The 24,383-nt window shown below is 69.7% G+C and carries 21 protein-coding genes; 5 read left to right on the top strand and 16 right to left on the bottom strand.

Annotated features, from left to right (window positions below):
• Positions 1-3 precede the first annotated feature (3 nt).
• Entirely contained in the window at positions 4-2,160 is a 2,157-nt protein-coding gene (locus ASC93_RS01510) for a PEP-CTERM sorting domain-containing protein (RefSeq protein ID WP_082547694.1), read from the bottom strand.
• A gap of 191 nt (positions 2,161-2,351) precedes the next feature.
• A complete protein-coding gene (locus ASC93_RS01505) occupies positions 2,352-3,992 on the bottom strand; it encodes a Na+/H+ antiporter (RefSeq protein ID WP_056435903.1) in 1,641 nt (546 codons plus the stop codon).
• 120 nt (positions 3,993-4,112) lie between these two features.
• Here ASC93_RS01505 and ASC93_RS01500 point away from each other — a divergent pair, with 120 nt between their 5' ends.
• Entirely contained in the window at positions 4,113-4,598 is a 486-nt protein-coding gene (locus ASC93_RS01500) for a DUF3016 domain-containing protein (protein ID WP_056435898.1), read from the top strand.
• A gap of 83 nt (positions 4,599-4,681) precedes the next feature.
• Here ASC93_RS01500 and ASC93_RS01495 read toward each other — a convergent pair whose 3' ends face one another.
• Positions 4,682-6,922: an ATP-binding protein gene (locus ASC93_RS01495; protein ID WP_056435894.1), complete on the bottom strand. Its 2,241-nt coding sequence runs from the start codon at positions 6,920-6,922 to the stop codon at positions 4,682-4,684.
• 5 nt (positions 6,923-6,927) lie between these two features.
• On the bottom strand, positions 6,928-8,097 hold the full coding sequence (locus tag ASC93_RS01490; RefSeq protein WP_056435891.1) for a pyridoxal phosphate-dependent aminotransferase: 1,170 nt from the start codon (positions 8,095-8,097) through the stop codon (positions 6,928-6,930).
• A 228-nt stretch (positions 8,098-8,325) separates the two neighbouring features.
• Here ASC93_RS01490 and ASC93_RS01485 point away from each other — a divergent pair, with 228 nt between their 5' ends.
• Together ASC93_RS01485 and ASC93_RS01480 are read left to right on the top strand one after the other, a co-directional pair.
• Positions 8,326-8,685, top strand: coding sequence for a hypothetical protein (locus ASC93_RS01485; RefSeq protein ID WP_157201704.1), 360 nt, complete (start codon positions 8,326-8,328; stop codon positions 8,683-8,685).
• 53 nt (positions 8,686-8,738) lie between these two features.
• Positions 8,739-9,344 carry an isochorismatase family protein gene (locus tag ASC93_RS01480; protein WP_056435885.1) on the top strand — a complete coding sequence of 202 codons (606 nt, stop codon included), beginning with the start codon at positions 8,739-8,741 and terminating at the stop codon, positions 9,342-9,344.
• A gap of 127 nt (positions 9,345-9,471) precedes the next feature.
• On the opposite strand, the gene ASC93_RS01475 is transcribed toward ASC93_RS01480, so the two are convergent.
• The 3 genes from ASC93_RS01475 to ASC93_RS01465 are packed head-to-tail and all read right to left on the bottom strand — an operon-like array spanning position 9,472 to position 13,716.
• Positions 9,472-10,974, bottom strand: coding sequence for a tetratricopeptide repeat protein (locus tag ASC93_RS01475; RefSeq protein WP_056435880.1), 1,503 nt, complete (start codon positions 10,972-10,974; stop codon positions 9,472-9,474).
• Positions 10,975-10,978: 4 nt separating this feature from the next.
• Entirely contained in the window at positions 10,979-13,240 is a 2,262-nt protein-coding gene (locus tag ASC93_RS01470) for a molybdopterin cofactor-binding domain-containing protein (RefSeq protein ID WP_056435877.1), read from the bottom strand.
• Complete coding sequence (locus ASC93_RS01465) at positions 13,237-13,716, bottom strand: (2Fe-2S)-binding protein (protein WP_056435873.1); 480 nt, start codon at positions 13,714-13,716, stop codon at positions 13,237-13,239. The genes ASC93_RS01470 and ASC93_RS01465 overlap by 4 nt, the downstream gene beginning before the upstream one ends.
• Before the next feature lie 159 nt (positions 13,717-13,875).
• On the opposite strand from ASC93_RS01465, the gene ASC93_RS01460 reads away from it, so the two are divergent.
• Positions 13,876-16,269 (top strand): diguanylate cyclase, encoded by a 2,394-nt coding sequence (locus ASC93_RS01460; protein ID WP_056435869.1) that lies wholly within the window; start codon positions 13,876-13,878, stop codon positions 16,267-16,269.
• Positions 16,270-16,278: 9 nt separating this feature from the next.
• Here the strand turns inward: ASC93_RS01460 and ASC93_RS01455 are convergent, their stop codons facing one another.
• From ASC93_RS01455 to ASC93_RS31570, 9 genes are all read right to left on the bottom strand, one after another.
• Positions 16,279-17,262 (bottom strand): CsgG/HfaB family protein, encoded by a 984-nt coding sequence (locus ASC93_RS01455; RefSeq protein WP_056435865.1) that lies wholly within the window; start codon positions 17,260-17,262, stop codon positions 16,279-16,281.
• A 180-nt stretch (positions 17,263-17,442) separates the two neighbouring features.
• Positions 17,443-18,774 carry an erythromycin esterase family protein gene (locus ASC93_RS01450; protein WP_056435862.1) on the bottom strand — a complete coding sequence of 444 codons (1,332 nt, stop codon included), beginning with the start codon at positions 18,772-18,774 and terminating at the stop codon, positions 17,443-17,445.
• Between the two features lie 7 nt (positions 18,775-18,781).
• The gene (locus ASC93_RS01445) at positions 18,782-19,948 is read right to left on the bottom strand and encodes an SRPBCC family protein (protein ID WP_056435859.1); all 1,167 of its coding nucleotides are present in this window, start codon (positions 19,946-19,948) and stop codon (positions 18,782-18,784) included.
• Entirely contained in the window at positions 19,920-20,639 is a 720-nt protein-coding gene (locus tag ASC93_RS01440; RefSeq protein WP_056435856.1) for a phosphoribosyltransferase, read from the bottom strand. Before ASC93_RS01440 ends, ASC93_RS01445 begins: the two co-directional genes overlap by 29 nt.
• A gap of 102 nt (positions 20,640-20,741) precedes the next feature.
• Positions 20,742-21,209: an Hsp20/alpha crystallin family protein gene (locus ASC93_RS01435; protein ID WP_082547693.1), complete on the bottom strand. Its 468-nt coding sequence runs from the start codon at positions 21,207-21,209 to the stop codon at positions 20,742-20,744.
• Positions 21,210-21,466: 257 nt separating this feature from the next.
• A complete protein-coding gene (fghA, locus tag ASC93_RS01430) occupies positions 21,467-22,309 on the bottom strand; it encodes an S-formylglutathione hydrolase (protein ID WP_056435849.1) in 843 nt (280 codons plus the stop codon).
• Between the two features lie 74 nt (positions 22,310-22,383).
• Positions 22,384-23,025 carry a chromate transporter gene (locus ASC93_RS01425; protein WP_056435846.1) on the bottom strand — a complete coding sequence of 214 codons (642 nt, stop codon included), beginning with the start codon at positions 23,023-23,025 and terminating at the stop codon, positions 22,384-22,386.
• Entirely contained in the window at positions 23,022-23,684 is a 663-nt protein-coding gene (locus tag ASC93_RS01420) for a chromate transporter (RefSeq protein WP_082547692.1), read from the bottom strand. Before ASC93_RS01420 ends, ASC93_RS01425 begins: the two co-directional genes overlap by 4 nt.
• Before the next feature lie 78 nt (positions 23,685-23,762).
• On the bottom strand, positions 23,763-23,939 hold the full coding sequence (locus tag ASC93_RS31570) for a hypothetical protein (protein WP_200958253.1): 177 nt from the start codon (positions 23,937-23,939) through the stop codon (positions 23,763-23,765).
• Between the two features lie 177 nt (positions 23,940-24,116).
• Here ASC93_RS31570 and ASC93_RS01415 point away from each other — a divergent pair, with 177 nt between their 5' ends.
• The gene (locus ASC93_RS01415; protein ID WP_056435843.1) at positions 24,117-24,335 is read left to right on the top strand and encodes a hypothetical protein; all 219 of its coding nucleotides are present in this window, start codon (positions 24,117-24,119) and stop codon (positions 24,333-24,335) included.
• The last annotated feature ends 48 nt before the right edge of the window (positions 24,336-24,383 follow it).

The raw sequence follows: 24,383 nt of genomic DNA, 5'->3' as shown, positions 1-24,383 counted from the left end.
CCGTCAGTGCACGGCGACGTAGCGGACCGCGCCGCTGGCAAGGACGTCGTACACCGATGTATCGACCGTGTGCGTGCCCGCAATGCGGGGCGCGCCCTGGATCTTCTTGAGGTCGATGACGGCGAGCCAGCTCGGCGTGCCGGTCGCCCAGTCGGCGATCACGCCATAGGCGCGGCCGTCGTTGGGGCTCGTGTAGGCCGTGATGGTGTGCGGGTCGAAACCGGCCGTGAAGGACGCGCCGTCCGGCGTGTTCGGCAGGGTGTTGACGACCGCGTAGTCGACGAGGGCCGGGACCGTGCCGCCCGTGGCCGGCGTGGCCGGCAGCTGGAACACGGCGAAGCTCTGGCCGCCGAACTCGCCGGTCAGGATCCCCATGTGCTGGCCGCCCGGCGCCACCGAGATGCCGGAGATGCCGGCCGCGAAGGAGCCGTCGAGCGTCACGACGTTGTGCGGCGACGTCCAGCTGCCGATCCCGCTGCCGGAACCGGGTATGAAGCTGGCCTGGTTCAAGTCGGCCATCGACACGTTCGACGTGAACTCGTTCGACGCGAGCGCGATGCCGGTCGTGCAGTCCGATGCGCTCGAGTCATATTCGCCGCCGCCGCCGATCGTGCTGTTCTCGAATTCCGTCAGCAGGTCGCCCGCGCTGGAGAGCCGCACGAGGCCATAGCTGTTGTCCTCGCCCGGGGTCAGCAGCAGGTTGCGGCCGGCGTCGACCGAGATGTTTTCGGAGACGATGTGGCGCAGGCGCAGCGGCGTGCCGAACGCGTTGGTGGCCAGGTTCAGCGCCTGGATGCCCGAGCCGGACGCGCTGTCGGACAGGCCCACCGTGATGTAGGCGGTATTCGTCAGGCCGTTCACGGCCACGCCGCAATTGCGGCAGCCGCCGCCGGAGAAGAACGCGTTGCCGGTGGCGCTGCTGAGCAGGGTATTGGTCAGCGTGTGGCCGTTGATCAGGTACACGTCGTTCGTGTTGGCGGTGCACACGGCCTGGCCGGTGCTCGGGTTGGACGAGCAGGAATTCACGATGCCGGCCGTGGAAATCGACGTGGGTGCGCCGGCGCCTTCGATCGGTACGACCTGGATGCCGGTCGCGCCGCCGCCCCACCAGCCGTTCGGTACGTAGGCGGTGACCGTCGGGCCGAGCGCGACGGCCAGTGAGCTGGTCGGCAGGCACGAGTTGAGCGTCGTGTTCGACGTCGTCACGTTCAGCACGGAGCAGTTGGTGCTGGCGAACGCCCCGGCGCCGCTGCCGCCGGACAGCGAGACGTAATACGTGCCCTGGTTGAGCGCGGCCGGGATCTGGAAGCGGACCTGGGACGTGCTGCCGATCACGGGAATGATGGACGACGCCGGCGTGATCGCCTGGCCCGCCACCGGGCCGCCGACGGCGCAGGTGGGGGCGATCGTCACCATCACGCCGGCGGGCGCCACGGCGGGCAGGCCCATCGCCGTGACCTTCACGAACGACACGCCGACGACGCCGCTGCTGGGAATCGACGCGGCCGCGAGCTTGACGGGAATCGCGGCCGACGCGGTGCCCGCGCCGGCGAGCAGGGCGACCAGCGCGGCCGAGCGGGCGCGCCGGCGCAGGCCGAACGCGGCGGCGCCGATCAGGATGAGCCAGGCCGACGACGGTTCCGGCACGGTCACGGTGCCCGGTTCGTGGACGTAGATGACGCCGAGCGCGCCGTCGTCCAGCGCCGGACCGTGGATGTCGCCGAGCATCACGGGGCTGAAGGCGGCGTCGATGTCCATCATGGTGCCGGTCCCGGGATCGATCGAGGTCGGACCGACCAGCCCCGACAGCGTCGCCGCCACGGGCAGCGTCGTCCCGCCGATCGCGACCGTCGGACCGTCGAGCGACATGCCGTCCACGCTGAGCGTGAAGTCGGACAGGCCGAACGTGTGGGTGGTGCCGTCCGAGAAGGTGACGAGCAGGTTCAGCGCGTTGAAAGCGAGCGGCGTGGCGACCGGGAAGTCCGGGGCGAGCGCGTTGGGACCGGTGAGGTTGGCGATGTCGAACTGGGCCGTGGTGCCCGAGGTGACGTCGAACGACATATAACCGATTGCGATGGGGCCGGCCGCGGCCCACTGCGAGAACAAGAGCACGACGAGCGCGCCCAGCCATCTGACGCTAAGACTGAGTTTCCCAAACATAGTGATCTCCCTATTTATTGGTATGAGCGAAATCAAAGACTTGGTACGGTCCTGCGGTTAATTATTGAGCAAGATTCACACCATGTTGGATAACTGAATGTAATCAGCGTCTTACAAATATCGGAAATGTGCGTTGTAAAGACAGCCGACAGTGCGCCATGCGGGCAGGGTCGCAGCGAGGCCGGGGCGGTTCAGTCCAGCTGGTAGCGCGCTTCCAGCAAGTCGATCTGGCGCAGCAGCTTGCGCGCCGTCTCGTCCGAGATGTCCATGCGGCGCGCGAGGCGCAGCACGGTGTCGCGCTCGGCGTTCAGCGCGAGCAGCCGGTAGGCGCGTTCCGTGCGCAGCTGGGCCTGGGCATCGCCATTGCCGCCCGCCGCGCCGGCCGCGTCCAGGCGGTGCCGGTACAGCCGCAGCACGTGGCCGACGGCCTGGTCGCGCGCAGCGGGAGCGGCATCCGCGCCGGTCCGGCCGTCGGCCTTTTGCGCCTGTTCCAGCGCGGCGACGGCGGCCAGCGTGGCCGCGCGGCGGGCGTCGTCCTCGCTGCACGGCGCGTCCGGTTCGTCCGGCATCCTGAGGCCGCGCAGCAGGGCGGGCAGCGCGGCACCGGCGACCAGCAGCGAGACGACGATCACGCTGGCGGCGAGGAAGATCGCCAGCTGGCGCGCGGGGAACGGGGCGCCGTCCGGCAGGGCGAGCGGCAAGGTCATCACGCCGGCCATCGTCAGCGCGCCGCGCACGCCGGACACGGACGTCGCCAGCATCACGCGCAGCTTCGGCGCAAACGCCTGGCGGCCGAGGCGGCGCCGGTTCAGGAGGGTCAGCTGCAGCGAGATCCACACCCACGCGAAGCGCAGCAGCAGGAGGCCCAGGCTGAACGCGAGGGCGCGGCCGGCGAGCCACCACGGGTCGAACGGCTGGCCGCCGTCCGGGTGGAGGGCGCCGCGCGCGATGTCCGGCAGTTGTTCGCCCAGCAGCACGAACATGGTGCCGTTCAGGGTGAATTGCAGGGCGTCCCAGATGACGTTGCGGCGGATGCGCGTGCCGGGCGTGGCGCCGCCCGACAGTTCCAGGTAGCTCATCGTGACGCCGGCCGCGACGGCCGCCAGGATGCCGGACGCGTTCAGCCTCTCGGCCACGAGATAGGCGCCGAACGGCGTCAGGAGGTTGATCAGCACCGGCACGCCGTCCTCTTCGCCGAAGCGGCGCTGCAGGATGCCGTGCGCGCGCGTGATGGCGAACGTGATCGCCACCCCGGCCGCGATGCCGGCCAGCGCGATCCACAGGAACGACAGGCCCGCCCGCGCCAGCGAGAAGTGCCCCGTCACGGCGGCGGCGACGGCGAAGCGGAAGCAGACGAGGCCACTCGCATCGTTGAGCAGGCTCTCGCCCTCGATGATGTGCTGCAGGCGCGGCGGCATGGGCACGCGCGCCGTGATCGACGCGACGGCCACGGGGTCGGTCGGCGCCACGATGGCGGCCAGCGCGAACGCCACCGCGAGCGGCATCGCGGGGATCATCCAGTGCAGCAGGTAGCCGGCGCCGACGACGGTGAACACGACGAGGCCGAGGGCCAGCTCCAGGATCGTGGCCTTGTCGCGGAACAGGCCGATCTTGGGGATGCGCCAGCCGTCCACGAACAGCAGCGGGGGCAGGAACAGGAGGAAGAAGATGTCCGGGTCGAGCGCGACGCCGTGGCCGAAGACGCCCGCGATCACGGCGCCCAGCACGATCTGGATCAGCGGCAGGGGCAGGGCCACGGGCAGCACGCGCGCCACGTAGCCGCTGGCGATCACGGCGACGAGCATCGCCAGGACGACTTCGACGGTCTCCATATCATCTCCTCGGTCAGGGCCGATGATAAGGGATGGGGCGGATGAGCGCGGCACGGCAGGCCGGCGAACCGGCGTATAGTTGCCGGTATCGTTGTCGGATCAACCGACCGGAGAACGACCATGGACATCCGCATCGCCGCATTGCTGGGCATGGGCCTCGTGGCCGGCGCAGGCGCCGCATCGGCCGCCGTCACCGTCCACTACGTCCAGCCCGAACGCTTCACCGACCTGCCGCGCGCGCCGTGGCAGCGCACGCAGGCGCTCGACGATTTCAGGAAGCATTTCGAGACGCTGGGCGCGGCGCTGCCGCCCGGGCAGGACCTCGCCATCGACGTGCTCGACATCGACCTGGTCGGACGCGAGGAGCCGAATGGCCTGGGCAGCGACGAGCTGCGCATCATGCGCGGCGGCGCGGACTGGCCGGCCATGCGCCTGCGCTACACGCTCAGCGAGGGCGGCAAGGTCGTCGCGAGCGGCACCGCGCAGCTCAGCGACAAGGGGTACGCGGACCACATCAACACGTATCCCCGCGACGCGCGCTGGCCGTACGAGATGCAGATGATCGACGAATGGTGGAAGAAGACGTTCGGGGCGCCGCGGCGGTGACGTGCGGAAGCCGCCCGCCTGCGCGATTTACGTAACCGTAGGGTGGGCACCCCGTGCCCACATGACGCCGGCATCCCGCGCACCTAGCGCCGGATGTTCGCCTCCGCGGCGGCGGCCAGGATATCCGCCAGCTGCGTCGTGTTCACCGGCTTGACGAGGTAATGGTCGAAGCCGGCCGCCATCGACGCGTCGCGGTCCTGCTGGCGGCCGTAGCCGGTCATCGCGATCAGGGTGGCGCCGGCGGCCTGCGGCAGCAGGCGCAGGCGGCGTGCCAGTTCGTTGCCGTCGAAGTCGGGCAGGCCGATGTCGAGCAGGCAGACTTCCGGCACGAACGACTTCGCCAGTTCCAGCGCGTCCGTGGCGGAATACGCGACTTCCACGCGGTGGCCGCCGGAACGGAGGAACAACTGCAGCGTGTGCACGGCGTCCACGTTGTCGTCCACGAGCAGGATGCGCAGCGGTACGGCGCCGTCGCCATGCGGTCCGCCGACGATGGGCGCCGCCGCCAGCACGACGTCCTGCGTGTAGCGGGGCAGGCGCACGGTGAACGTGGACCCCTTGCCCAGGCCGGGACTGTACGCCCTCACTTCGCCGCCATGCAGCTCGACGAGGCTTTTCACGAGGGCCAGGCCGAGCCCGAGGCCGCCCTGCGAACGGTCCGGCGTGCGCTCGGCCTGGGTGAACAGGTCGAACACGCGCTCGACGAGCGCCGGCTCCATGCCGATGCCGTCGTCGGCCACTGTCAGCACGTAGTCGTTGCCGTCCGCGTCCACGCGCAGCTGGATGGTGCCGCCTTCCGGCGTGTACTTGGTCGCGTTGTTGAGCAGGTTCGCGCACACCTGCACGAGGCGCTTGTGGTCGCCCTTGACGTAGGCCGGCATGGGCGGCAGTTCGATCACGACGCGGTGGCGCCGCGCCGCGATCAGCGGGCGGATCTGCTCGGCCGCGTCGTCGACGACGCGCTTGAAATCCAGCACCTGGGTCGACAGCGAGACGAGGCCGCGCGTGACCCGCGACACGTCCAGCAGGTCGTCGACGAGACTCGTCATGTGGTCGACCTGGCGCACGATGATGGAACACGTCTGCGTGATCTGCGCATTGTCCGAGTGCAGCAGCTTGAGCAGGTGGGCGCCCGTGCTGATCGGCGCCAGCGGGTTGCGGAGCTCGTGCGCGAGCATGGCGAGGAATTCGTCCTTGCGCTGGTCGGCGGCGCGCAGTTCGCGCTCGGCCAGCGAACGGGCCGTCTCCTTCTTCTGCAGCGCGGCGGCCATGCGGTCCAGCGCCTGGGCCAGGTTGCCGATCTCCTCGTGGCCGTAGGCGATGCCGGAGCGCGCTTCCAGGTCGCCGGCGGCGATGCGCTCGGCGGTGCCCATCAGCTTGCGCACGCGCTGGACGATCAGGACGTCGCCCACGAGCCACGCGGCCAGCATCGCGAGCAGCGTGGTCGCCGCGAGGCCGAGCAGGGACATGATCTGGTCATGGCGCGCGGCCGAGAGGATCGTCTCGGTGGGGATGCCGATCGTGACCGTGTAGTCGGTCAGCGCGGGCGCGCCCACGCGGGCGAAGGTGTGCAGGCGCTCGACGCCGTCGTCGCCGCGGATCGTCACGGCGCGCTGGCCGGCCGTGTTCAGCGCGTCCAGCGTGGCGGGCGACAGCCTGGTGCCGAAGAAGCGTTCGGGATCGGGGCGGCGCGAGATGATGGTGCCGCGCGCGTCCGCCGTCGCCAGCACGGAGCCGGGCGGCAGGTTGATGTCGTTGATGAAGGTGTCCAGGCCTTCGAGGTCCATCGCCGCGAACACGACGGCCAGCACCTTGCCGCTGCGGTCGATGACGGGGTAGGTGAGGTTGATCGTGTGCTTCTTGATGACGCGCCCGAACACGTAGTCGCCGGCAATGAAGCGGCGTTCCGAGATGGCGCGGCGGAAGTGGCTGCGGTCGCCCAGGTTGACGGGGTGCAGCAGCGGCACGGCGCTGCAGGTGACGTCGCCGTTCAGCTGGATGAGGCCGAAGTTGACGAAGCCCTCGTTGCGGTCGAGGACGTCGGACAGCAGCGACGTGCACTTGGCCGTGTCGCCCATCAGGTCGGGGACGCTGGCCAGGTCCACGAGGATCTGGCGCGCGCCCTCGATCGACTGGGCTTCGTTGGCGGCCGCCATGCCCGTCAGGCGGCGCAGGTTTTCTTCCGATGCCTTGATGGCATGTTCGCGTTCGCGGATCCCGGACAGGATCGTCATCACCGCCAGCGGCGTGATCGCCAGCGCGACCAGCAACATGAGCCGGCTGCGCAGGCTGTTCAGCCGGAAGCGGCTCAAGCCAGATGTCATCTTATCTATCTTCTATCTGCCGCCTTGTGGGCGGCAAACGCATCACCAAATTCGATTATCCTGCGGATGCCTTCGCGCAATGTCGCCACGTCGTCCGAAATATAGCCGAGCCGGATATGGCCCGGCACGCCCAGCGCCTCGCCCGGCATGACGGCCACTTTATGTTCCTCCAGCAGCGCATCGGCAAAGCCGACGGTGTCCAGCGTCAGGCTGCGCACGTCTCCCCACAGGTACGGACCGGAGGCCGGCGCGTGCATGACGATCCAGGGGACCTCGGCAAACAGCCGCACCACCAGGTCGCGCCGTTCACGGTAGTCCGCCATCATCGCGCGCGGCGCACCGGTCGCGAATGCGACCTCGAGAGCGACCTGCGACAAATGGGGGGCGGCAGCCGTGATCGGACCTTGCAGCGTCTGCATCGCGTTGACCACTTCGGCGGGCGCCAGCGCAAAGCCGACCCGCCAGCCCATCATGGCATAGCTTTGCGAGGCCGAAAACAGCGTCACCACGCCGATCTTCCGCCAGTCGCACAATGCCGCCAGGCTGGTGTGTCCGCCGTCGAAGATCAGGTGTTCGTAGCTTTCATCCACGATCACCCGGGCCCCGATGCGCTCCACCCATGCACGAAGGTGTTCCAGTTCCCGGCGAGTGTACACCTTGCCGGTGGGATTGTGCGGGTTATTGATGATGACGATGTCGGGTTTGCCCAGCCCGTCCAGCAGCGCGGGCGTGATTTCCTCGGGGAGGTCGACGAGGATGGGGCGCAGGCCCAGCAGTTGTGACGTAGCAACATAGGCCGGCCAGTGCGGCTTGAACACGAGCACGGTGTCGCCGGGGTCGCTCAATGCATACAGCGCTTCGTACAACCCCTGCTTGGCGCCATTGGTGACGATGATCTCGTCCGTGTGGACCTCGAGGCCGTTTTCCTTGCGCAACTTGTCCGCCAGGCTGACGCGCACGTCGAGGGCGCCGACCACGCTCGTGTACGGCATGATGCGGCGGCGCTCGATCGCCGCGGCCACCGCGTCCAGCACCGGCCGGGGCGCCGGGAAGTGCGAGATCGCAATCGAAAAATCGATCACTGACTGGCCCTCGCTGCGCAGCGTTTCCACGCGCCCGTGCATGGCGGTGGTGGCGAGGGGGCGGGATGAAGCAATCCGGGCTGAAATTTTCATTTTATTCTCTTGGGAGTGATGTTATTGAAAAGTCATGAAGCGCGGTGCTACGGCTGGGGTGTTGCCAGATTGTACTAAATTGGCGGAATCATGCCGCACGTGTGGAAAATAGCGCGGGAGAACCTACGATTGAGACAGGGTACGACATCCGGGCCGGTCGCGGCGGGCGCCGTGCGCCACGGGATTCTGGTACGGTGATTGCAAGCGCATATCATGCAGGAGGACACCATGCAGCAAGCCATCATCCGCACGTTCAAGCACGTCACCGTCGCCGAGGCGGCGCGCATCGAGCTGCTGGCCGCCGGCATCGCGGCGGACGATGTCGCGATCGACGTCCGCGTCGACGAAAGCGGACCTGTCCAAGGCAATTTCACGGTCGGCGACGCGCCCTCGGTGACGGGCAAGACCGCCTATTCGCACACCTACGCGCCCGTCGCGCAGGACGACGTGCGCGACTGCCAGGTCACGGTGAACGCAGCCGACGCCGCGCTGGCCGAACGGGCCGCGGCCATCCTCGACCGGCTCGGCGGGCACGATCCGGACCCGGCCGCCGCCGCCGCCATCGCCGCGCGGGAGACGCGGCACTGAAGTTTGCGCGACAATAGGGCATCGCGGCTCGCCCGCTTTATCTGGAGAACAGCATGAGTGCGATCCACCTCGACAAGCGCGACGCCTTGCTCGTGATCGACATGCAGGCCGATTTCCTGCCCGGCGGCGCGCTCGGGGTGGCGGGCGGCCACGAAGTCGTCGCGCCCATCAACCACCTGATCGAGCTGTATCGCGCGCAGGAACTGCCCATTTTCGCGTCGCGCGACTGGCACCCGGGCGACCACTGCTCGTTCCAGGCCCAGGGCGGACCGTGGCCGCCGCACTGCGTGGCGGACACGCCGGGGGCCGCATTCGCGGCCGAACTCGCGCTGCCGGACGACGCCGTCGTCATCTCCAAGGCCGCCACGGCGGCGGCCGACGCCTATTCCGCGTTCGGCGGCACCGACCTGGCCGTGCAATTGCGCGAGCGCGGCGTGGAGCGCGTCACGGTGGTGGGCCTGGCCACCGACTACTGCGTGCTGAACACCGTCACGGATGCGCTCGAAGAGGATTTCACGACGCTGGTCGTGCCGGAAGCCATGCGCGCCGTGGACGTGCGGCCGGGCGACGGCCGCCGCGCGCTCGACCGCATGGTCGCGCGCGGCGCCGTGCCGGTGCGGCTCGGCGAGTTCGGGATGGTGGCGTTGTCGGTCGCGTAGGGTGGGCACCCTGTGCCCACGCGGTGATACGCGAGGCGCGATATATCGTGTCCGCGCCGGCCGGAGGGTAAAGATACGTCGTGTCCGCGCCGGCGCATGCTGAACGCGTGGGCACGGCGTGCCCACCCTACGACAGCAAGATCAGGTAACCAGGAACGTCGCGTCCATGGTCGCGGCGCAGCGTCGCCGCTTCGGTCGCAATGACGTCGAACCCGGCCGCCCGCGCGGTGCGCCGCACGTAATCCGGCGCATGCGCGAACCGGTTCGACGGCTGGAGCGCATAACCACGGCCGCCGCCGCCGCCCAGCGCCTCGCAGGAAAACGCGAACAGCCCGCCCGCGCGCAGCACGCGCCGCACGCGCGCGAACAGCGGCGCCAGGTCCCCGATGTACACCAGCACGTCGGCCGCGACGGCGAGGTCGCACGACGCGGGCCGCTCCGCGAGCCAGTCGACGATGTCGGCGCACGCCAGTTCATCGTACAGGCCCAGGTCCGCGGCCTTGTCCAGCATGCGCTGCGACAGGTCGATCCCGGCGAGATGCCGCGCCAGCGGCCGCAGGAACGGCGCGCACAGGCCCGTGCCGCAGCCGAGGTCCAGTACCGATGCCAGCGGCGGCGCCGCCAGGCGCGGACGCAGCAGCGCCTCCAGCAGCGCCGGCGTGCGGTAGGCGAGCACGTCGACGAGGTGGCGGTCGAACCGTCCGGCATACTGGTCGAACAGGCTTTTCACGTAATCGGCGGGCGCGGCGTCCGGCTGGTCGGCCTCGCCCAGCGCGGCCAGCGCGAAGCGGATCTCGTTCGCGTCCGCACCGAGCGCGAGGGCGCGGCGGTACGCGTCGACGGCCGCGTCGCGCTGGCCCAGCGCGCGCAGCGTGTTCGCGCGGTACTGCTCGGCCAGCGCATAATCGGGACGCGCGGCCAGCGCCCGCTCGTAGCTGTGCAGCGCGCCGGCGAGGTCGCCAGATTTTTTCAACGCCGTGCCGCGCGCGCACCACGTGTCCGCCGCCTGCGGGGCCAGCGCGAGCGCGCGGTCGTAGGCCTCGACGCTGGCCGCGTGGTGGTCCAGCGCCTGCAGCGCATGGCCCAGCGCGACGAGGGCGTCCGCGTGCGCGGGCCGCGCCGCCAGCGCCTGTTCGGCGCTCGCCGCCGCGTCGGCGTGGCGGCCCAGGTCGTGCAGCACGATGGCCCGGTGGCACCACGCATCCGCCATCGCCGGGCTGATGCCGAGGGCGCGCTCGTAACTGTCCAGCGCTTCCGGCAGGCGGCCGAGCCGGCGCAGCGTGTTGCCGCGGTTGTCCCACGCGAGCGCATAGCCCGGATCGATGCGCAGCGCGGCCTCGTAGCTGGCCAGCGCCGCGTCGACGCGGCCGAGGTCCTGCAGCGCGGCCCCCAGGTTGCAGTGGGCGCGCGCCTGGTGCGGATCGGCGCGCAGCGCTTCCTGGATGAATTCGACCGCGCGCGCGGGCTGGCCGCGCTGGCGCTCGATCACGCCCAGCAGGTGCAGCGCATCGAACTGGCGCGGGGCCGCCGCCAGCACGCGCCGGTACAAGGCCTGCGCGTCCTCGAGCCGGCCCTGCTGGTGCAGCCGGACGGCCTGGCCCAGCAGGTCGGACACGTCGCCCGTCGTCACGCCGTCAGCTCCAGGACAGGTCCGCCTTCGCGAGCGGCAGTTCGCGCACGCGCTTGCCGGTGGCGGCGAAGATCGCGTTGCAGACGGCCGGCGCGAGCGGCGGGAACGCGGGCTCGCCCAGGCCCGTGACGGGATAGGCGGTCTTGAGGAAGTGCGCCTCGACCTTCGTCGGCGTATCGGGCATGCGCAGCAGCGGATAGTCGTGGAAGTTGCTCTGCACGACGCGGCCCTTGTCGATGTCGAGCGCCGGATACATCAGGGTCGACAGGCCGTCGATCACGGCCCCCTGCACCTGGTTCTCGGCGCCGGACAGGTTGACGACCTGTGCGCCGATGTCGGCGACCACGACGACGCGGTCCACGCGCAGCCGGCCTTCCTTCGACACCGTCACCTCGGCCACTTCGGCCACGTAGCCGCGGTGGCTGAAGTGGAACGCGACGCCGGCGCCCTGGCCGCGCGCGAACGTGCGCTGGCCCCAGCCGGATTTCTCCGCGACGGCTTGCAGCACGGCGCGCATGCGCCGCACGTTGTACGGCACGCCGCGTTCGCCGGTGCCGGCCACGAGGTCCTTGTCGCCCAGCAGGTCGAGGCGGAACGCTACGGGATCGCGTCCGGCCGCATGCGCCAGCTCGTCGATGAAGCTGTGGAACACCCACGCGAACACATTGCTGCCCGGCGCGCGCCACGGTCCCATCGGGATGCGGCATTCGAGCGGCGTCTGTTCGATCAGGCAGTTGGCGAGCCAGCGGCCGGGGAATTCGTCGCCGGACAGGTTGGCGCCGCTGCCCGCAAGCAGCACGCTGGCCGTGCCGCCGTCGCTTTCCTTCCTGTCGACGCGGTTGGCGAACGTGACGAAATGGTCGTGCCAGGCGACGACCTTGCCCTGCGCATCGACGCCGCCGCGCAGGAAGTGGAAGCCGCCGGCGCGGAAGTGGTCGTGCTGCAGGTCGTCCTCGCGCATCCACGTCAGCTTGACGGGCGCCTTGACCCGTTGCGCGATCGCCGCCGCCTCGACGATGAAGTCGGACGACAGCCGCCGCCCGAATCCGCCGCCGCTGCGCGTGATGTGGAGGGTGATCTTGTCCTTCGGGATGTTGAAGGTGGCGGCCGCGAGGGCCTGGCCCGCGCCCGGGTTCTGCGTCGGCGCCCACAGCTCGAGCGTGCCGTCGGCCGGCTTGAACCACGCCGTGCAGTTCTGCGGTTCCATGCTCGCGTGCGAGATGAACGGATAGACGTAGTTCGCCTCGACGGTGCGCGCGGCGCCGGCGAGGGCGGCATCGACGTCGCCGTCCTTGCGCAGCACGGCGGCGCCGGGCTGGCCGCTGGCGGCCTGCGCCTGGGCGACGAAACCCGCCCAGCTGTGGCGCGCGCCTTCGCCTTCGTCCCACGTCACCTGTAGTTTTTTGCGGGCGCGGAAGGCGTTCCACGTCGAGTCGGCGACGATGGCGACGCCGGGCCGCAGCCCGTTCAGGTTTTCCGTGCCCTCGACGATGAACGCCGCCTTCACGCCGGGCATGGCCTTGACGGCGGCGAGGTTGGCGTCGACGGGACGGCCGCCCGGCACGGGGCATTTCACGTACGTCGCATACAGCATGCCGGGCAGGCGCGTATCGATGCCGAACAGCGGCCGGCCGCTGACGACGAGCGCGTTGTCGACGCCGCCCACGCGCGTGCCGAGCAGGCGGTACGTGGCCGGATCCTTCAGCACGACGCCGGCTGCGAGCGGCACGGGCAGCGCGGACGCGGTGCGCACGAGCGCGCCGTATCCCAGCGTGCGGCCGCTGGCGCCGTGCACGACGGCCCCGTTCTCCGCGCGGCACTCGGCCTCCGCCACGTTCCACGTCTGCGCGGCCGCGCGTACCAGCAGCGTGCGCGCGGTGGCGCCCAGGCGGTGGAAGTTGTCGTAGTTGGCCGGCGTCGACGTCGACCCGCCGGCGCCCTGCGACCCGTAGATCGGATTCAGGTCGCCCTGCACGACGCGGACCGATTTCCAGTCGACCTCGAGTTCCTCGGCCAGCACCATCGGCAGCGACGTCTTGATGCCCTGGCCGATTTCCGGCTGCTTGGAGACGAGCGTGACGCGCCCGTCCGTGCCGATGCGGATGAAGGCGTTCGGCATGAAGTCGCCGGCCGCGGCGCCGGCCTGGCCGTCGTCGGACAGCGCGGCGACGGCGCCGTCGGCCTGCACGCCGAGCAGCAGGGCGACGCCGGCGCCGGCCGAGCGGCCGAGGAAGCGGCGGCGCGCGGGGGAGGCGGGCCGGCTCATGCCTTGCCCTTGCCGGCGCCGGCGATGTCCGCCGCCCGGTGGATGCCGGCACGGATGCGCACATAGGTCGCGCAGCGGCACAGGTTGCCCGCCATCGCGTCGTCGATCTGGGCGTCGGTCGGACGCGGATGCTGTTTCAGCAGCGCGCATGCCGTCATGATCTGGCCGGCCTGGCAATAGCCGCACTGCGGCACGTCCAGTTCGGTCCAGCCCTGCTGCAGCGGATGCATGGCGCGCGCGTCCAGCCCTTCGATGGTGGTGATGCGGCGCTTGCCGACGCTGCTCACCGGCAACTGACAGGCGCGCGCCGGCTGGCCGTCCACGTGCACGGTGCAGGCCCCGCAGGCGCCGACGCCGCAGCCGTATTTCGTGCCGACGAGACCGAGGGTATCGCGCAGCGCCCACAGCAGCGGGGTATCCGCCTCGACGTCGACGGCCTGGGCCTTGCCGTTGACGTGCAGTGTGTATTTACTCATGTCCTCGCGGGATCGTTATCAAGTTGCCGGGCCTAAAGTGCAATGCTAAACCAATCCGCCCGGTCAAGAGCAAGGGAATTGATGTTTTGCTTCGTATTAGTAGAAATTCAAGCGGTATGACATACTGGTACGGCCCGATGCGTAGCGGTGCACTCACCCATGATGCGACGACCCATCTCTTTTCCGACCACCCTGCGCAGCCGCCTGGCCGGCGCCGTCGGCGTGCTGGTGCTGGGCGCCACGCTGCTGGCAGGCCCGCTGGCCGTGGACGTGGCCGAACACGACCTGCGTGCGGTCCTGGGCGGGCAGCAGTATGCGCTGCTGTCCGGCGCCGCCGCCTTCCTCGACGACCAGCTGGAAGCGCGCCTGCGCCAGATGGCCGCGCTGGCCGCCGCGTTGCCGGTGGACGCCCGCCACGACCCGCGCCGCCTGCAGGCCTGGCTGGCCGAGCGCACGGCCGACGCCAGCGAGGACTTCGTCAACATCGCCGCCTTCACGCGCAACGGCGAACTGGTCGCGTCGGGCGCGACCATGCCGAGCGCCCAGCCGCTGACGGCCGCCGGCCGCCCGTATTTCGAAGAAACCCTGCTGCGCGGGCGCGGCATCGTCTCCGACCCGTTCCAGAGCCGCCTGTCCGGCGCGAAAGTGGTGGTGGTGACGGCCCCCGTGTTCGACGACCACGGCGAGATCCTGTACGTGCTGGCCGGCCGCATCGACCTGCAGCATGCGCGGTTTTTGCGCCAGGTCGACGCCCTGCGGCCGGGCGGCGGCTACCTGTTCCTGATGTCGGCCGACGGCGTGCTGATCGACGCGCCCCCGAAGGCGCGTGCGCCGGAGCGCCTGGACGAGAGCCCCGGCACCCAGCCCGGCCTGGCGCGCGCGCTGCACGGGTTCGAGGGCTGGCTGTACGGCGACGACCGTGAAGGCCCCGCCATCGTCACCTACCGGCGCCTGGCCACGACGGGCTGGATCCTCGGCGCGCGCAACCCGGAGGCCGCGGCGTTCGCGCCGCTGGCGCGCGTGCGCCGCACGGTGCTCGTCGTCGCGGCGGTGCTCGCGCTGGTGGCGGGCATCCTGGCGTGGTGGCTCGTGCGGCGCGGCCTGCGCCCGCTGGACGCGCTGCGCCGCAACGTCGCCGCGGTCCGCCACGAGGGCGTCGACATCGACGTGCTGGCGCTCGCCCGGCATGACGAGGTCGGCGAACTGGGCCGCGCCTTCCACGACCTCGTGCACGCGCGCGAGCGCGCGAGCGCCCGCATGCGCGCGATCGCCGACAATGTCCCGGCCGTGATCGCCTACGTCGACCGTGACGAGCGTTTCGAATTCACCAACGCCGGCTTCGACCGCATGATCGGCACGCCGCCGGACTGGGCGCTCGGGCGCACGGTGCGCGAGGCGCTGGGCGAGGCCGGCTACACCCGCCTGGAACCGCTGATCCGCGCGGCCCTGCGCGGCGAGCGCGGCCACATCGAGGACGTGCGCAGCGACGACGCGTCGCGCCACCAGATGATCGACACGATCCCGGACGTCGACCAGGAGGGCCGCGTCGTCGGCTTCACCGTCATGGCGATGGACATCAGCGAGCGCAAGGAAGCGGAGCTGGCCCAGGCCGCGAGCGAGCAGCGCCTGCGCCTGATCGCCGACAACCTGCCCGTGCTGATCTGCTACATCGACCGCAACCACCGCATGGGCTTCGGCAACGCGACGTTCCAGGCCTGGCTGGGGCTGGAACCGGTCCGCCTTCCCGGCATGCACCTGGCCGAGGTCCTCGGCAAGCCGGCCTACGACGCGGCGCGTCCGCGCCTGAAGCAGGCGTTCGAAGGCGTCGGCGCCACGTTCGAGATGCCGTTGCAGGCGCAGGGCCGGCACCGCATCCTCGAATGGACGTTCGTCCCGGACGTGCAGGCGCAGGGCCGGGTGACGGTCGCCGTCGCGGGCGTGTATGCGCTGGCGCACGACATGACCCGCGTGAAGGAGGCGGAAAGCCGGCTCGTGCAGATGGCCCGCTTCGACAGCCTGACGGGCATCGCCAACCGCCGCCTGTTCGGCGAGCTGCTGGGCCTGGCCCTGGAGCGCGTGCGCCGCCAGCGCCAGGTGCTGGGCGTGGCCTATATGGATATCGACCACTTCAAGACCATCAACGACACCTGGGGCCACGGCGTCGGCGACGAGGTCCTGAAGGAGTTCGCCCAGCGCCTGGCCGCCTGCGTGCGCGTGACCGACACGCCGGCCCGGCTGGCCGGCGACGAATTCGTCGTGCTGCTGGAAGACGTCAAGGGCCTGGAAGAAGCCGAGCGGATCGGCGCCAAGATCGTGGCCACCATCCGGCGGCCCTTCGCGACGGGGGCGGGCGAGCTGGCCGTGACGGCCAGCGTCGGCATCGCGCTCGTGCGCGGCACGGATGGCCCGCTGCCCACGCAGGACCAGGTGCTGGGCTGGGCCGACGGCGCGCTGTATGCGGCCAAGCACGGCGGAAGGGACCGCTGCGTCGTGCGGGCGGCGGGCGATGCGCCGGCCGCGGCCGCGCCGCGGGCCGACGCGCAGGTCCGCTGAGACGCTGGCTTACCGCGGTGCCGGCTGCGTCGCCACCAGCGTGCGCTGGACCCAGCCGCCCGACACGTTTTCGCCGTCGATCTTGACGAAGCCGTCGCGTTCTTCGCCGGTGGCGATCGCTTCTTCCGCGCGCTTCAGCGTCCCCATCACCTTGCTGCCGGCGCGTGGTTCCGTGTACACCTTGACGGTCGCGAGGCGCGCATACACGCTGGCGCCGGCCGACACCGGCACGCCCTCGCGCGTGGACGCCTGCGCATTCGCCTTGCCGGCCGCGCTGGCCGTGCGCACGAGGCTGGGCTCGTTGCGGATCTTGAGCACGATGCGGTTGTAGTTGTCGAGCAGGCTGGCCGCGACCATCTTGCCTTCCGGCGTATTCGTATAGCCGCCCAGGCGCGAGTAATCGCCGCCGCCCCAGCTCCAGCCGGAAATGCCGAAGTCGGTCTTCGTCGCGACGCCTTCTTCCGCCGCGACCTGGATGCCGGAACGGACATCCGCGATCAGCAGGCTGGTCTGTGCTTCCTTGAATTTCAGGTTGCCGGCGATGCCGCCCGCGATCCGGCCCAGCCCGCCGAGCAGCCGTCCGCCGTAGTCCGAGATCGCGCCGCCGATGCCGCCCGTGTTGTTGGCGGCGAATTGGACGTTCGGCGTCATCACGAAGTCCGCCGCCTGTAACTGGCCCTTGCCGACATTGCTGCCGGCCAGCGTCTCGCCATTCGCGGCCAGTGCGCGCTCCTGCTGCAGGTTGGCCATCGCGGCACCGCGCTCGACGACCTGGAAGCAGTTCGATTGCTGCACCATGATGCGCAGCAGCGCAACCGGCGAGCCCAGTCCATAGCTCTGCAGCGCGTGCGCGCTCTCGCTCTGGGCTTCGGTCACCGCGAGTGTGCCGAGCGGACGGTCGCAATGTTCCACGTTGGAATTGGTTTCCTGCGCGTGCAGGCCGGCGCTGCCCGCGAGCAGGGCAGCAAGAATGGATACCCGGATTGGTTTCATAGCCCTCGATGAGTGAACAAATGACTGTTGACGATTGCACGGTTGCGCGACCGACTCATGACGGCGCGCAACACTCGCAAGACATTTGTTCATTTTACAATTGTGCAGGCCGTTGCATTCTCGCCAATTTTCACATTGACGCGCCTGGGATACACAATTGTCGATACATGACCGGGGGGCTTAGATACCGGTCGGATAAGTTTCCGGCGGCTCGTCCGAATGCCAGCCGCCACCCGGATCGAGCGGCTGCACTGCCGTCGTGTGGTCGATGTGGATCACGGCATCGAACTGGCGCGCCATTTCGGCCGCAAAATAATGGCTGTGGCGTTCTGTGCGCGGCAGGTAGATGACGCCGATGGCGCGTTCCAGCTTGCGTTCCAGCATCGTGTCGCGCACTTGATCGTCGCCGTCGCGCAGCGGCAGCAGGAAGCGGGGGATGCCCGTCGCGTGCAGCAGCTCTTCGTAGCTGCCCGGCATGCCCGGCCTGACGCGCTTGTGCTCGGCCGGCGCGTCCCATTCGGATGCGGCCGTGACGAAGCCGTCGTAGGTGGAAAAGCCGATCAGACGCGTCTGCCCGTCATATTCCTTGCGCGCCAGTTCGCCGACGTTCCACTCGCCCATCTCGCCCATCTCCGTCGCGCGCGCGTCGCCGATGTGGGAATTATGTTCCCAGACGATGATTTTGCTGGGCGGTTCGTCATCCTTCGACAAGTGGCGCGCCAGCGCGTCCAGGGTCTCTGCCATATGGCTGTCGCGCAAGTTCCAGGACGACACACGACCCCGGAACATGGTCCGGTAGTATTCCTCGGCATTCTTGACGAGCCGCGCGTTCTGCTCGGCATAGAAGAACGCTTCCTCGTCGCCGTCCCGGTACATATAGTCGGCGGCGCGTTGCTGCAGCTGCTTCAATTGTTCGAGGACGCCTTGCTCGCACGACGCGGACAGGTCGAGGCTCGCCGTGTAGCCGTAGTGCTGGCTGTCCTCGTGGTAATGGTCGAAGCAGGCATAGCGTTCGCGGGCCTGGCGCGCCGCGTTCGGGTCGACCTCGTCGAGGTAGCGCAGCACTTCCTCGATCGACGAGAACATGCTGTACAGGTCGAGTCCGTAGAACCCGACCTGCTGGCCCGCCGCGCGCGCATTGTGGTGGCGCAGCCACTCGACGAAGCCGGCGACGTCGGTGTTCCGCCACATCCAGTTCGGGAACCGCTTGAAGCCGGACAACGCATCGTTGGCGTCGCGGTCGGCGCCGCGGCCGCGCACGTAGCGGTTGACGCGGTAGGCATCCGGCCAGTCGGCCTCGACCGCCACGGCGTGGAAGCCCTTGTCCTCGATCAGGCGCCGGGTGATGCGCGCGCGTTCCTCGTAAAACTCGTGCGTGCCGTGCGTCGCTTCGCCCAGCAGGACGAAGCGCGCGTCGCCGACGAGGTCGAGCAGGGCGTCGTAATCGCGTTTGCCGCCCGTCAGCGGGCGGGCGGCGGCGCGGATCGCGGAAACGGCATGCGGGGTTGCCATGACGGCCTCAGTGCAGCCAGCGGCTGCCGGCGCGCGTGCGCGCGGCGTCGCGCGGCACGGCGCCCCGTTCGATGAAGGCCTTCATGCGCGCCAGGTCGTCGTCCATCTGGGCCTTGGGATCGGAGCCGAGCAGCGTCGCGAGGCCGTGGCCGAGGACGCCCGCCGGCGGCGTGTACGACATGTGGACGGTGACGAGCGTGCCGCCGCGCTGCGGTTCGAACTGGATCGAGCCGCTTTGCGGGATCTCGGCGCCGGCCTCGCTGCGCCAGGCCAGGCGGTGCGGCCGGCTCTGCTCGGTGAGCACGGAATTCCATTCGAACTCGCTGCCGCCCGGTCCGCGCACGATCCAGTGCGAGCGCCCGCGCCCGAGGTCGCGCACCTCGACGACGTGGGACATGAAGTGCGGGAAGTTCTCGTAATTGGCCCAGACGTCGTACACGTCGTCCGGCGCGGCGTCGATGACGATGGACTTGCTGAAGTCGATGGTCTGGTCCAGGCCCATGCCGCGCCCGCGCAGCATGCCCGTCAGGGGCTGGTTGGCGGCGCCCCGCGCCAGCAGCGCGGCGCCGGCCAGGCCGAGCAACAGGCCCAGCGGCGAGCGCCGCGTCAGGGCATACAGCGCCAGCAGGCCGCCGCCGGCCAGGGCCGAATTGCGCGCGGCCGGCGTCCATTCGCCGTCCGGCCCCGCCTGCAGGGCGTCGCGCATGCGCGCGCGCAGGCTGCGCGCGCCATACGATTCCTCGATCGCATCGCCGGCCTTGTCGAGGCCGTTCCCGATGCCTTGGCCGCCGCGGCTCAGTGCACTCCTGGCCTTGTCCATGCCGTCTTTCGCCTTGTCGAGGCCGGCGTCGAGCGCGTCGCTGGCGGCGCGGCCCATGCGCTCGATCGCCGAGCCCGTCGCGGCTCCCGCGCCGTCCGTCCGGAGATCGTCCGCCAGGCCGGCCGCGCCGTCGCGCAGGGTGTCGGCGGCAGCGCCGATGCGCGCGCCGGCGCCGTGCCACACATTGCCCAGCGCACTGGACGTGCGCGACCCGGCGTTGCGCACCGCCGCGGCCGATTGGGCGCGCCGCGCGCCGCCGCGGTCGGGGTCGAGCATGTACATCAGCAGGGCGCCGGCGGCGGCGCCGCCCAGCCATTTCGCGATTTCAAAGCCTGTGTCGGTCGTTTGTCTCATGATTCGCTCCTCCGGTTGGTCTGGCCCCGGCCATCGCCTCGTCGTGCCAGGCGGTGGCCAGCAAATCCTGCACTTCCTCGTCGCTGGTCTGGCCGAACGTGTCGTACCACTGGCCGACCGAGCGGAATTGCGGCGGGGTCGACAGGCAGACGAGATCGTCGACGCGCGCCGCGAGCGCGGCCGCCGTGTCGGGCGGCGCGACGGGGACCGCCAGCACCAGCGTGCGCGGCCCGAGCCTGCGCGCCACTTCGATCGCGGCCAGCATCGTGGAGCCCGTCGCGACGCCGTCGTCGACGAGGATCGCGCTGCGCCCCGCGAGGTCGAGCGGCGCCCGGCCGCCGCGGTAGGCGCGCTCGCGCCGCTGCAGCTCGGCCAGTTCGCGCGCCGTCACGAGGTCGACGTCGTGCGCGCTGACGCCCATCAGGCCGGGCACGCCGGACTGGAGCACGCGCACGCCGCCGCTGCCCACCGCGCCCATCGCGAATTCCTCGTGGCCCGGCATGCCGAGCTTGCGGACGATGAGGATGTCGAGGGCGATCCCGAGCCGCTGTGCGATCGCGAACCCCACCGGCACGCCGCCGCGCGGCAGCGCCAGCACGACGGCATCCGGGCGCCGGGCGTACTCGCCGAGCCGCTTGGCCAGCAGGCGGCCCGCCTCGGTGCGGTCCTTGAAATGTCGGATGTCGGCCATGATGCACGGTTCCTGAGGTTCACCGCGTGGCGGCGGCGCGAGCGCGGCCACGGGCGGCCAGCGGGCCGCCGGGCCACGTACGCGTGCCGCGCGCGCTGCGGCTTACTGGATCGTCAGCTGGCGCGCCGTGCCGCCCTGTTTCTTGGGCAGCGAGAGCACCAGCACGCCGTCCTCGAGGCGGGCCTGGGCACTGGCATCGTCGACCTCGGCGGGCAGCGTGAAGCTGCGCTGGTACTTGCGTGTCGAGCGCTCAGAATACACCACCTGTTCGCCCTGGCGCTGTTCGTTTGCCTGCTGACACTCGCCCTCGATGGTGACGCGCTGGCCGTCGATCGAGACGTGCACGTCGTCCTTCTTGACGCCCGGCAGCTCGGCCCGCACCTCGAAGGTTTTTTCCGTCTCGCTGACGTCCAGGCGCGGCATGCCGACGTCGTCGCCGGACCAGCGGCCCTGGGCGAGCGGGGCGAAGAAATCCTGGAACATGTTCTCGACCATGCGTCCGAACTGGTCTTCCATGGCGCCGGGACGGTAGGTGGAGAGCGGCGTCGCGCCTCTTCTGATCAGGTTCATGATGGACCTCCCTTTTAACAAGACAGACGTTCAGGAATGGCGTTCGGCGACGCACCGGACGCCGCCAATCCCATTTATAGGGCGGGCGAAACGGGTTTGCAAGGGGCGTCCCGATACGTGCGCGGGTGGCCGGACGGGACGTTTGATCCGGGCCAGCACGCGCGGGAAAACGGGGAATTTTACGGAACCGCCCGGGTCCATGACAGTGTGGCCCACGTCGTTTCGCATGACGCGACGGGACGTGGACCGGGGCGGCGTCAGCCGAGGTTGCGGCGGTGGAAGCGCAGGTGGTCGTCGACGAAGGTCGAGATGAAGTAATAGCCGTGGTCGTAGCCCGGATGGCGGCGCAGTTCGAGGGGCTGGCCGACGGCGCGGCAGGCTTGCGCGAAGGCGTCCGGGTACAGCTGCTCGGCCAGGAATTTGTCGTCCAGGCCCAGGTCGATCAGGATGCCTTTCGGGAACGGAGGCGCGTCGGCGCACGCCATCAGCTCGGTCGCATCGTAGGCGCGCCACGCGTCGCGATCGGGGCCGAGGTAGCCGCCGAACGCCTTTTCGCCCCACGGGCAGCGGGACGGCGCGGCGATGGGCGCGAAGGCCGACACGGACCGGAACAGGGCGGGATTGCGCAGCGCCAGCATCAGGGCGCCGTGGCCGCCCATCGAGTGGCCGAAGATGCCCACGCGCGCCGGATCGGCCGGCAGTTCGGCCAGCACCAGTTCGCGCAGTTCGAGGATGTGGCTGTACATGCGGTAGTGGGTAGTCCACGGTTCTTGCGTGGCGTCCACGTAGAAGCCGGCGCCGGCGCCGAAGTCCCAGCTGTCCGTCTCGCCCGGCACGCCGGCGCCGCGCGGGCTCGTGTCCGGCGCGACCAGGATCAGGCCTTCCTGCGCGGCCACGCGCTGGGCGCCGGCCTTGGTCATGAAGGTCTCTTCGGTGCAGGTCAGGCCGGCGAGGTAGAACAGCACGGGCAGGCGCTTGCCGTGCGCGCCGGGCGGGAGGTACACGGAAAAACGCATCGGCAATCCGATGGCGGCGGAATCGTATTTGTAGAAGCGCTGGACGCCGTCGAAACAAATGTGTTCGCTGAGGAGTTCGGGCATGGCTCGGTCCGTCGGAAGTATGGATGATCAAAAACGCAAGTATGCCCGGTCCGAGGCCGGGTTGCCAATGCGCTTCAGATCAGGCCGAGGGCCCCCAGCACGGCGCCCGCCGCCAGCAGCCACAACAGGTGGATGCGCGTGCGCCAGATGACCAGTCCGCTGACGATGACCGTGAGCCACAGGGGCCAGTGCGCCAGGAGCTCGCGCGCGGCACCCGCAACGGCTTCGACGCCGCTGGCCGCGGCGGGCGGCGCCACGGCGCTGGCGGAACTGGCCATGATCCAGGCCGTCGACAGCAGCAGGGCGATGACGATGGGCGCCATGCCCTGCTTGAAGGCGCGGACGGCGCGCAGGTCGCGGTTGCGGTGGCCCCAGCGGGCCGCCGTGTAGGTGACGATCGTGGAGGGCGTCATGATGCCGACCATCGTCACGAGGACGCCGAACAGGGCGGCGCCCGTGCTGCCGGCGTTCATGCCGACGTGCCACCCCATCAGGGCGACGAACAGGACGTTCGGCCCGGGGGCGGCTTGCGCCAGCGCGATGGACTGGTTGAATTGTTGCTGGGTCAGCCAATGATGTTGTTCGACGAGGAAGCGGTGCATCTCCGACGTCGTCGAGATGGCCCCGCCGACCGACATCATCGACAGGGTGAGGAAATGGCCGAACAGGTTGAGCCAGTCGGCCCCGTCCAGCGTGAGGTGCAGGGGCGCGCTCATGCTTTCAGGCGGCGGTAGGTGAGAACGCAGCCCAGGCCGCCGAGGCCGAACAGCACCCAGGCGAGCGGACACTTCAGCAGCGCCACGAGCACGAAGCCGGCCGCGCTGATGGCCACGCACCAGGACAGCGGCATCGGGCTCTTCTTCAGCGCGCTCACCAGGCGCAGGCCGGCCGCGCCGATCAGGCCGGCACAGACGGCGGCCATGCCGTGCAGCGCGCCCGCCACGACGGGGCTGGCGGCGAAGCGGTCGTGCAGTATCACGAGCCCGAGGACGAGCACGAGCGGCACGGCCAGCAGTCCGGCCAGCGCGGCCAGGGCGCCGGCGATGCCGAAATAGCGGCCGCCGATCATCAGGGACAGGTTGACGACGTTCGGCCCGGGCATGATCTGGGCGACGGCCCAGTCTTCGATGAATTCCTCCTGGGTCAGCCAGCCCTTGCGGTCGACCACTTCGCGCTGGACGATGGCCAGCACGCCGCCGAAGCCCTGCAGGGCCAGCAGGGTGAAGGACACGAACAGGTCGGTGAGCGAGCGGGGACGGGGGCGGTCGGGCAGGGCGGCGCTGGCGGAACTATCGGGGGTATCGGAACTATTGGAACTATTGGAACTATTGGAACTACTGGAACTACTGGAACTATTGGAGCGGAGCGTGTTCATCTCCCGATTATCGCGCCGCCGCCCGGGTCTGTCCATGCTGGACGGGCGCCGCGCGGGCGGGCGCGATGGCGGACGGCATCAGCCGCCGCCGATACCCCGCACCACGCGTCCCGTCCCTTCGCATTCGGGACAGGTCTTGCCGTCGGCCAGCTTGCCGCTGCCGCCGCAGGTTTCGCACAGGTCTTCGCCTGCGCCGGGCGTGCCGGGTTCGGCTTCGTCGCCGGGTTTCAGGTCGGGATCGGGCATGGCGCTCATGGATTCCTCGTGACGGTTGGATGACGGGGCCATTCTAGGCGCAGCGGCAAGCGGGTGGCGCACGGCGCGGGACAGTTGGCATACCATGAAGATTAAAAATAAACTTGACTTTGGCCAAAGGTGGGAAATACTCGTTAGACGGCAATCCCTTTCAATCCATCAAAGTCAGGAACTGCGATGAACCAAGACTCCCCCGAGCTCGAAGACGGTCAGGCGACCGTCCCCTATCAGCGGCGCGATGCCCAACAGACGGACATCGTCGACCTGGGTATTGCGCTCCAGCAGCGCAGCAATACGATGTCGGCCGTGGAATACATGCGTTCGCAAAACGTCGGCAACGACGTCATCGAACGCGTGCTGACGGAGCCGGGCCGCAGGCGTTCGTGGTGCAGGTAAGGGAGGAGGCGCAGGACACTTATGCACGATATTTTCTTTCTTTTCATC

Source organism: Massilia sp. Root335 (assembly GCF_001425685.1).
GTDB lineage: Bacteria > Pseudomonadota > Gammaproteobacteria > Burkholderiales > Burkholderiaceae_D > Telluria > Telluria luteola.
Note: the sequence above shows the minus strand (reverse complement) of the source record. Positions and strands in the feature narration are given on the sequence as shown.

What these genes read in the sequence shown, in the direction of transcription:
- ASC93_RS01465 (WP_056435873.1), bottom strand. Translation starts at nt 13,716, where the DNA reads ATGAGTAAATACACACTGCACGTCAACGGCAAGGCCCAGGCCGTCGAC.
- ASC93_RS01455 (WP_056435865.1), bottom strand. Translation starts at nt 17,262, where the DNA reads ATGAAACCAATCCGGGTATCCATTCTTGCTGCCCTGCTCGCGGGCAGC.
- ASC93_RS01500 (WP_056435898.1), top strand. Translation starts at nt 4,113, where the DNA reads ATGGACATCCGCATCGCCGCATTGCTGGGCATGGGCCTCGTGGCCGGC.
- ASC93_RS01420 (WP_082547692.1), bottom strand. Translation starts at nt 23,684, where the DNA reads ATGAACACGCTCCGCTCCAATAGTTCCAGTAGTTCCAGTAGTTCCAAT.
- ASC93_RS01505 (WP_056435903.1), bottom strand. Translation starts at nt 3,992, where the DNA reads ATGGAGACCGTCGAAGTCGTCCTGGCGATGCTCGTCGCCGTGATCGCC.
- ASC93_RS01470 (WP_056435877.1), bottom strand. Translation starts at nt 13,240, where the DNA reads ATGAGCCGGCCCGCCTCCCCCGCGCGCCGCCGCTTCCTCGGCCGCTCG.
- ASC93_RS31570 (WP_200958253.1), bottom strand. Translation starts at nt 23,939, where the DNA reads ATGAGCGCCATGCCCGATCCCGACCTGAAACCCGGCGACGAAGCCGAA.
- ASC93_RS01460 (WP_056435869.1), top strand. Translation starts at nt 13,876, where the DNA reads ATGATGCGACGACCCATCTCTTTTCCGACCACCCTGCGCAGCCGCCTG.
- ASC93_RS01495 (WP_056435894.1), bottom strand. Translation starts at nt 6,922, where the DNA reads ATGACATCTGGCTTGAGCCGCTTCCGGCTGAACAGCCTGCGCAGCCGG.
- ASC93_RS01425 (WP_056435846.1), bottom strand. Translation starts at nt 23,025, where the DNA reads ATGAGCGCGCCCCTGCACCTCACGCTGGACGGGGCCGACTGGCTCAAC.
- ASC93_RS01415 (WP_056435843.1), top strand. Translation starts at nt 24,117, where the DNA reads ATGAACCAAGACTCCCCCGAGCTCGAAGACGGTCAGGCGACCGTCCCC.
- ASC93_RS01435 (WP_082547693.1), bottom strand. Translation starts at nt 21,209, where the DNA reads ATGAACCTGATCAGAAGAGGCGCGACGCCGCTCTCCACCTACCGTCCC.
- ASC93_RS01510 (WP_082547694.1), bottom strand. Translation starts at nt 2,160, where the DNA reads ATGTTTGGGAAACTCAGTCTTAGCGTCAGATGGCTGGGCGCGCTCGTC.
- ASC93_RS01445 (WP_056435859.1), bottom strand. Translation starts at nt 19,948, where the DNA reads ATGAGACAAACGACCGACACAGGCTTTGAAATCGCGAAATGGCTGGGC.
- ASC93_RS01440 (WP_056435856.1), bottom strand. Translation starts at nt 20,639, where the DNA reads ATGGCCGACATCCGACATTTCAAGGACCGCACCGAGGCGGGCCGCCTG.
- ASC93_RS01480 (WP_056435885.1), top strand. Translation starts at nt 8,739, where the DNA reads ATGAGTGCGATCCACCTCGACAAGCGCGACGCCTTGCTCGTGATCGAC.
- ASC93_RS01450 (WP_056435862.1), bottom strand. Translation starts at nt 18,774, where the DNA reads ATGGCAACCCCGCATGCCGTTTCCGCGATCCGCGCCGCCGCCCGCCCG.
- ASC93_RS01485 (WP_157201704.1), top strand. Translation starts at nt 8,326, where the DNA reads ATGCAGCAAGCCATCATCCGCACGTTCAAGCACGTCACCGTCGCCGAG.
- ASC93_RS01490 (WP_056435891.1), bottom strand. Translation starts at nt 8,097, where the DNA reads ATGAAAATTTCAGCCCGGATTGCTTCATCCCGCCCCCTCGCCACCACC.
- fghA (WP_056435849.1), bottom strand. Translation starts at nt 22,309, where the DNA reads ATGCCCGAACTCCTCAGCGAACACATTTGTTTCGACGGCGTCCAGCGC.